Origin of the sequence: Brachybacterium sp. HMSC06H03 (assembly GCF_001807385.1) — a bacterium.
In the GTDB taxonomy this organism is placed as follows: Bacteria; Actinomycetota; Actinomycetes; order Actinomycetales; family Dermabacteraceae; genus Brachybacterium; species Brachybacterium conglomeratum.
This window is the reverse complement of the sequence record NZ_KV788661.1, coordinates 1-7,833: the sequence shown is the minus strand read 5'-3', so window position 1 is coordinate 7,833 and position 7,833 is coordinate 1. Positions and strand designations below refer to the sequence as shown.

Sequence of the window (7,833 nt, the reverse complement as noted above, 5' to 3'; positions counted from 1 at the left end):
CGGCCCGTCAGCCGCGCGGCCGACGGCCGTCCCCTCGGCCACGCGGTCGCTCGCCGGGCCGTCTGCCGCCGGCTCGTCGGCCTCCCGGCTCTCTCGCACCCAGGCGAGTGCGCCGGCGATCACGGCGAGACCCACCGGGACGTTGACCGCGAAGATCCACGGCCAGGAGAAGCTGCTGGTGAGCCAGCCGCCGAACAGCGGGCCGAGCGCCGCGGCGCCGGCCATCACCGCGCCCCAGACCCCGAAGGCGGCGCCGCGCTCCCTGCCGCGGAAGGTCGCATTCACGCTCGACAGGGTCGAGGGGAGGATCGCCGCGCCGCCGACGCCCTGCAGCAGGCGCGCCGCGATGAGCGCCCCGCCGGAATCGGCCAGCGCCGCGAGCACCGAGGCGACCACGAACGCCGCCACGCCCGCGATCAGCAGTCGTCGCCGACCCAGCCGGTCCCCGAGCCGCCCCGCGATCAGCAGCAGCGCCGAGAGCACCACGGCGTAGCTGGTGGTGACCCACTGGGCGTCGGTGAGGTCGAGGGAGAGGTCGGTGATGATCGTCGGCAGGGAGACCGCGACGATCGATCCGTCGATGACGATCATCGCGAGGCTCGCGGCGAGCACGCCGAGGGCCTTCCAGCGATCGGGATCGGGTGTCGAAGGGGTGGGGGCGGAGGTGGCGGTCTCGGCCGTCGCCCCGCGGCGGGAGGGGCTCGGTGATCTCATATCCCCACTTTATGACGCTCTGTCAGAACCTGCCATCGTCCTTTCGGTCGATCCCCTCACCGGGCTCCGGGGAGTCGGGCCCGCGAGCCGAGCCGCTTCCGACGGGGCGGGCCGCTCCCGACGGGACGAGCCCTCCCGTCAGGCCGGCCCCTCCCTGTCAGGCCGACACCTTCCGTCGGACGACCCCTTCCCGTCGGCCGTAGGCTGGAGCGAGTCCGTCCCGAGGAGAGGAACTCCATGTCCACCACGCAGAACGCAGAGCACCCCGCCGTCCCGACGCTGGAGATCCGCGGCGCCGCCCCGATCCCCCAGCTCGGCTACGGCGTGTTCAAGGTCGACCCCGACATCGCCGCCGACGTCACCGCCCAGGCCCTCTCGGCCGGCTACCGCCACATCGACACTGCGAAGATCTACGGCAACGAGGAGGGCGTGGGCCGGGCGATCGCCGAGTCCGGGATCCCGCGCGAGGAGCTGTTCGTGACCACGAAGCTGTGGGACGACGCCCACGCCTTCGACGACGCGATCGCCGCCTGCGAGGCCTCCCTCGAACGGCTCGGCCTGGACTACGTGGACCTCTACCTCATCCACTGGGCGGTGCCCTCGCAGGGGCGGTACGTCGAGGCGTGGAAGGCGCTGATCGCCCTGCAGGAGCGGGGTCTGGTCCGTGCGATCGGCGTCTCGAACTTCCCGAAGGAGCAGCTCGCGGAGATCATCGAGGCGACCGGCGCAGCCCCGGCGATCCACCAGATCGAGCTGCACCCCTACTTCCAGCAGCGTGAGCTGCGCGGGATCCATGAGGAGAAGGGGATCCTCACAGAGTCGTGGGGGCCGCTCGGCCAGGGCAAGTCCGACCTGCTCGAGAACCCGGCGGTCACCGCGATCGCCGAGGCGCACGGGGCCTCCCCCGCCCAGGTGGTGCTCGCCTGGCATCTCGCGCACGGCATCGTGACGATCCCGAAGTCCGTCACGCCCTCGCGGATCGTGGAGAACCTCGCCGCGGTGGAGCTGGAGCTCACGGCCGACGAGATCGCCGCGATCGACGCGCTGGACCGCGAGGACGGCCGCGGCGGGACGGACCCCGCCACCAAGTGACCCGCTGAGGGCAGGCGACCCGCCGCCCGGGCGCCCCGCTGCCGGTCGAGTGCTGCAGGCAGACGGTGCAGCCCCCTCCCCGCACACACCGAGTGGCGGATCTCGACCGCTATGGGCGTGGCCGCCATACCGGTCGGGATCCGCCGCTCGATGTCGTCGGGGCCGGGGCCGGGAGCACGCCGGGGCCGCCGGGGTCGGGGCCGACGGGCCCGGGCTCAGTAGTAGACCGCGAGCGGGCCCGTCGGCCCGTCGATGACCTGCACCGGGGTGTCGAACACGCGCGAGAGCACCTCGCCGTCCATGATCCGCGCGACGGGCCCGGCCTCGACGACCTCGCCCTCCTTCATCGCGATGATGTGGTCCGCGTAGTGGGCGGCGAAGTTGACGTCGTGCAGCACCACCACGACCGTGCGGCCCAGCTCGCGGGCCGCATCGCGCAGGCGCCCCATCATCTGGACGCTGTGTCGCATGTCGAGGTTGTTCAGCGGCTCGTCCAGCAGCACGTACTCGGTGTCCTGGGCCAGGACCATCGCCACGTACGCGCGCTGGCGCTGCCCGCCGGAGAGCTGGTCGAGATAGCGGTTTTCGAGGTCGTCGAGGTTCAGGAAGTCGATCGCCTCGGAGATCTTCTGCTCATCGAGCCGGGTCAGGCGCCCCTTGGAGTAGGGGAACCGGCCGAATCCGACCAGCTGGCGCACCGTGAGCCGGGTGATGAAGTGGTTCTCCTGGCGCAGCACCGAGAGGATCTTGGCGAGGTCCTTCGAGGCGGTGGAGGCGATGTCGTAGCCCGCCACCTCGATCTGGCCCTCGTCGATGCCCAGCAGTCGCCCCACCATGGTCAGCAGCGTCGACTTGCCCGCGCCGTTCGGGCCCACCAGCGCCGTCACCCCGCCCGAGGGGATGTCGGTGGTGACCGGCCCGATCTGCACCGTCCCGGTCGCGGACCGGTACTCCTTCCGCACCTTGTCGATGGTGATCACAGGCGCCCCTTCCGCATGATGACGACGAGGAACACGGTCCCGCCGACGAGCTCGATGATGATGGAGACGACGCCCTGCGCGTAGAACACGTGGTTCATGACGAAGTAGGCGCCGGCGAGGACCACGAAGCCGGTGAGCGCCCCGAGGGGCAACAGGCGGCGGTGGTCGTGGGTCCCGGCGAGCTGGTAGGTCAGCGTCGCGACGAGGAAGCCGAAGAAGGTCATGGGGCCGACGAGCGCGGTGGAGACCGCCATCAGCACCGAGACCAGGACGAGGGAGCAGATGGTCTGGCGGCCGTGGTCCACGCCCACGTTGATGCACACGTCCCGGCCCATCGCGATGACGTTCAGCGTGCGGGCGTTGAGCCAGATCAGCGTCGTCGCCACGATCACCAGCGGGATCGCGAAGGGCAGGTACTCGGCGCTCGCATTGGTCACCGAGCCGAACAGGCGGGCGCTGAGCACGTCGAACTCGCTGGGTGAGAGCAGGCGCTGCATGAAGGTCGAGACCGCGCCGAGCCCGCCGCCCATGATGATGCCCACCAGGAGCATGACCTGGATGTTCGCGTAGCGGCCGCGCAGCAGCCAGCCGTACAGCAGCACCGAGAGCCCCACCATCGCCGCGACCTGCGCGAGGAACTGGCCCGGCCCCTGCAGGGCGACGACGCCGGCCACGCCGAGCGTGTACACCGCGGCCGTCTGGATCACGGTGTACAGCGACTCGAAGCCCATGATCGAGGGGGTGATGATGCGGTTGTTGGTGACGGTCTGGAAGGTGATCGTGGCGACCGCCTGGCAGATCGCGACCACGGCCATAACCACCAGGGAGGTCACGCGCATCTCGGCGATCAGCCAGAAGCCGCGCGAGCCCACCGTCATGGGGTTCCCGATCGCGAGCAGCCCGAGGGCGGCACCCGCGGCCAGGACCACGAGGACGGCCAGCACGATCCAGTAGCGGCGCTGGGAGGCGGCGTCGGGGAAGGCGCCGGAGCGGGCGCGCACGCGCCGCGGGGCGGAGAGGACGCCGAGCTCGCCTGCGGCGTCGGCCGGGGCGGTGGAGAGCTCGACCGGGGCGGCCTCGTCGGCCACCGCCTCGAGGCGGCGCCCGTCGTGGATCGTCGTGCGCTCAGCCATGTCGGCGCTGCCTCAGCAGGAGGGCGATGAACACGGCCGCTCCCACGATCCCCAGGATCAGGGAGACCGGCACCTCGAAGGGCATGATGATGGTGCGGCCGATCAGGTCGCAGATCGTGACGATCGCGATGCCGAGCAGGCACACCCAGGGCAGGTTCGAGCGCAGGTCGTCGCCGCGGACCATCGAGACGACGTTCGGGACGATCAGGCCCAGGAAGGGCAGGTTCCCGACCACGACGGTGACCACGCCGGTCGCGATCGCGACCAGGCCCGTGCCCAGCAGCACCACGCGGCGGTAGTTCACGCCGACGTTGGTGGCGATGTCCTCGCCGAGGCCCGCGACGGTCAGGCGGTCGGCGACGACGAACACGGCCACGCCCACGGCGAGCACGATCCACAGCACCTCGTAGCTTCCGCGCAGCACGGAGGTGAAGGAGCCGGCGAACCAGACCCCGAGGTTCTGCAGCGCGTCGAACTGGAGGGCGACGAAGGTGGAGACGGAGCCGACAACGGCCCCGAGCATGATCCCGATGATCGGCACGATCAGGGAGCTGCGCAGCGTGACCCGGCGCAGGAACAGGAAGAACACCATCGTGCCGACGAAGGAGAAGACGATCGCCACGCCCATCTTCGTCAGCAGCCCCGCCGACGGGACCAGCACCATCACCAGGATCAGGCCGAGCCCCGCCCACTCGGTGGTGCCGGTGGTGGACGGCTCGACGAAGCGGTTCTGCGTCATCAGCTGCATGATCAGGCCCGACATCGACATCGCAGCGCCCGCGAGGACCAGCGCGATGGTGCGGGGGATGCGGGTGATGGCGAACATCTCGCCGCCGCCCTCGGCGCCGAGCACGTCGTAGACGCCGGTGAACAGGGAGACGACCAGCAGCAGCGCGACCGCGCCGATGCCGATCAGGAGCTTGCCGTCGACGAGGCGCTCGCGCCCGCGGGTGCGGGGCGGGGGCGCCTCGGAGGTGAGCTGGGGGGCGGTCATTCAGGACTCCTGGAAGGGGCGGTGGTCGCGTCGGCGCACGATCGTCGGAACCGGCGCGCCGCACGGGGCCGACGGGTGCTGCGACGACGCGACGCACGGCGGGCGGGGCGCGCAGGCCCTGCCCGCCGTGCGGCGGTCAGCGATGACGGACGTGGCTCAGGCCTTGCCCTCGAGCGCATCGGCGAAGGTGTTGAAGAACTCCGTGTAGGTCTGGATGCCCTCGTTGGTGTAGGTGTCCGCGGGCATGTAGACGATGTTGCCCTCGGCCACGGCTGTCACGCCGGCGAGCGCCTCGGAGGAGTCCAGCAGCTCGTTGGCGGGCGTGTACTCGGGGTCGTCGGCGGAGACGGCCGCGTCGCGGTCCATCACGAGGATCCAGGCGGGGTTCGAGTCCGCGATCGCCTCGACGGAGATGTCGTCGCCCTCGTGGTCGTCGCTGGCACCCTCGACCTCGAGCGCGGGCACCAGGCCGAGCGCCTCGAAGGTCCAGCCCAGCGTTCGCCCCAGACCGGGAGCGATGTAGCCGATCTCGCCGCCGGAGGTGTTCACGGCCATGACGGTGGAGGAGCCGTCGTAGGCGGCCTTGACGCGCTCCATCGCGGCGTCGAGGTCGGTGCCGAGGGCCTCGGCCTCGGTCTGCTTGCCGAAGATCTCGCCGAGCACGGAGACCTGGCGCTTGAGCTCGTCGGCGAAGGGCCGGTCGTCCCGCGGGTCGAGCTCGAGGATGGTGGCCTCGGGCGCGTACTTCACGAAGTCGTCGTGGTACTGGGCGAAGCGCTGGCCGTTGATGATCAGGGTCGGCTCGGCGGCGACGACGGCCTCGAGGTCGGGCTCGCGATGGTTGCCGAGGTCGATGATCGACTCGTCCTCCTTGAGCGGGTTCGTCGAGGGCATCAGGCTGCGCGCCGCGGCGGTGAGGGTGACGCCCCAGTCGGCGAGGGTCTCGAAGGTGCGGTTGTCGGTCGCGACCACGGAGGACGGCGGGATCTGCACCGTCTGCGGGCCGTTGTTGTCCTCGACCTCGACGGTGCCCGTTTCGGCGCCGCCCGCGTCGGAGGCGCCGGCGCCCGTCGCGTCGTCCTCTCCGGAGCCGCCGCAGGCGGTGAGGGCCAGGCCGAGGAGACCGGCGGCGGAGAGGGCGCCGAGGCTGCGGCGGGTGAAGGAGGTCATGGGAAGTCTTTCTCTCGACGGGGTCCGGGGTGCGCGGCGGAGATCCGGCCTGCGACGTGACTGAGGCTAGCCTCACCTGTTCGGTTTATGCCACTCCTTGCTTGCTTTATTCATCAGGCGGACGTGTGATCGTCGCTACATGCGCTGCCCTGCGGGGACCTTCGACCCGGTGCCGACGGAGGCCGGCGACGGCCGGCGGGTGGGTGACAGGGGCGGGCGGGCGTCTCGGCACGCAGGTGGACGACAGGTGCGGGCCGGCGGCGTCGGGCGGCGGGTCGCGGACATCGCGGCTGCGCTGCATCCACTGGCGCTGCGCGTGCGTCGGGGCCGGTACGCGCGGTCGGCTGCGGGCTGAGCGCCCGTGGAGGCAACGGCCCGGCGGAGAGCAGGGGATGGCAGGGGGCACAGAGCCCGCAGGGGGCGCGAGGTCGGAGCGGCCGGCCCGCTAGGGTGGCCCCGATCGCCGGGGGACGGCGGCCGGGGACGAGGGGGCGAACGATGAACGAGCACGGGGGCGGTCAGGGGCCGCAGCTGCCGGACTTCTCCACGCCCGGCGGCGAGCAGAGCGGCGCCGGCGGACAAGGGCTCGGAGCGCAGGGCACAGACGGATACGGCGCCGACGCACAGCGCCCCGACGGGCAGCGCCCCGGCGGGTACGCCGCGACCGGCGGCGTCGGGGGCGTCTCCCTCCCGGACTTCTCCGGCAGCCCTTCGGGAGGCTCCGGCAGGACGGGCGGGCTCGGCGGGGACGACCCCGGAAGCCCTGTCGGCCCCGACTCTCCCGGCGGGTCGGGCGGAGGCCGCGGCCCGGTGCTCGCGCTGCTGGGCGGGGGCGGGTGCCTGGTGGTGATCCTCGCCGTGATCGCGCTGGTGCTCTCGCAGACCGTGCTGAGCGGCGGCGGGGAGGAGCCCGCCGACGGTCCGACCCCGAGCGCGTCGGGCCCCGCGGACGGGACGGACCCGTCCGACGACGGGGGCGCATCGGACGGCGGGGGTGCGTCCGACGGCGGCTCGGGCGGCGCACCGACGCCGACGGACCAGGAGCCCGCGACCGAGGCCGCGGCCTCGGGCACCGCCTGCACCATGCACGGGGACGGGGCCGTGACCGAGCAGGTCGAGGGCGAGGTGCGCGGCGGCGGCCTCGCGTTCCCACAGCCGGAGGGCTGGGAGGTGGGCACCGGGTGGGGCTCGCAGAGCGCCTACGTCACCGACCAGCATCACGCCGACCAGCCCGTGGAGGCGGGCTGGTACACGCTCGCGGGGGTCGGGAAGGTCGAGTTCCCCGAGGAGGAGGGCGGCTATCCCGGCGCCGAGGAGGCCGCGCGCGCGATCTTCCTGTGCGCGCTCGAGCCCGAGCAGGGCGGGGAGCTCTACGGCGATCCGGCCATGCTGCGGAACTATCGCGACGAGGCCACCACGGTCGACGGGCACGACGCCTGGATCGTCTCCGCCGACGTGGTGATCTCAGATCTGGCCCTCCTCCACTCGACCGACGCCTGGCGCCGCGTCGTGATCGTGGTGGACACCCCGGGCGGTCCCGCGGCCTTCGACGGCGGTGCGGCGCTCGGGCACGACCAGCAGGTCAGGGACCTCGAGGCGATGGTCGAGGGGCTCACGGTCCTCTGAGCGGGTCCGCCAGGGGCTTCTCGGCCGGCGCGGTCGACGCGGGGGCGAGGAGGGACGAGAGCTGCTCGAGCTCGGCGGCGACGCGGCCGGGCGGCGTCGGCGCGTCGGCCGGGCCGAGGAGCGG

The 7,833-nt window shown here is 72.3% G+C and carries 7 protein-coding genes; 2 read left to right on the top strand and 5 right to left on the bottom strand.

The annotated features are described in order from the left end of the window. Positions 1-714 (bottom strand): MFS transporter (locus HMPREF3159_RS01880; RefSeq protein WP_141748028.1); only part of this gene is annotated, 714 nt, incomplete at its 3' end. A gap of 237 nt (positions 715-951) precedes the next feature. On the opposite strand from HMPREF3159_RS01880, the gene HMPREF3159_RS01875 reads away from it, so the two are divergent. After that, the gene (locus HMPREF3159_RS01875) at positions 952-1,806 is read left to right on the top strand and encodes an aldo/keto reductase (RefSeq protein ID WP_246821419.1); all 855 of its coding nucleotides are present in this window, start codon (positions 952-954) and stop codon (positions 1,804-1,806) included. 215 nt (positions 1,807-2,021) lie between these two features. Here the strand turns inward: HMPREF3159_RS01875 and HMPREF3159_RS01870 are convergent, their stop codons facing one another. From HMPREF3159_RS01870 to HMPREF3159_RS01855, 4 genes are all read right to left on the bottom strand, one after another. Next, a complete protein-coding gene (locus HMPREF3159_RS01870; RefSeq protein WP_070499424.1) occupies positions 2,022-2,786 on the bottom strand; it encodes an iron ABC transporter ATP-binding protein in 765 nt (254 codons plus the stop codon). Continuing rightward, the gene (locus tag HMPREF3159_RS01865; protein WP_070499423.1) at positions 2,783-3,919 is read right to left on the bottom strand and encodes an iron chelate uptake ABC transporter family permease subunit; all 1,137 of its coding nucleotides are present in this window, start codon (positions 3,917-3,919) and stop codon (positions 2,783-2,785) included. Before HMPREF3159_RS01865 ends, HMPREF3159_RS01870 begins: the two co-directional genes overlap by 4 nt. Continuing rightward, positions 3,912-4,913, bottom strand: coding sequence for an ABC transporter permease (locus tag HMPREF3159_RS01860; RefSeq protein ID WP_070499421.1), 1,002 nt, complete (start codon positions 4,911-4,913; stop codon positions 3,912-3,914). Before HMPREF3159_RS01860 ends, HMPREF3159_RS01865 begins: the two co-directional genes overlap by 8 nt. Before the next feature lie 156 nt (positions 4,914-5,069). After that, positions 5,070-6,083 carry a siderophore ABC transporter substrate-binding protein gene (locus tag HMPREF3159_RS01855; RefSeq protein ID WP_070499420.1) on the bottom strand — a complete coding sequence of 338 codons (1,014 nt, stop codon included), beginning with the start codon at positions 6,081-6,083 and terminating at the stop codon, positions 5,070-5,072. A 498-nt stretch (positions 6,084-6,581) separates the two neighbouring features. On the opposite strand from HMPREF3159_RS01855, the gene HMPREF3159_RS01850 reads away from it, so the two are divergent. Beyond that, entirely contained in the window at positions 6,582-7,709 is a 1,128-nt protein-coding gene (locus tag HMPREF3159_RS01850; protein WP_070499417.1) for a hypothetical protein, read from the top strand. Positions 7,710-7,833 lie beyond the last annotated feature (124 nt).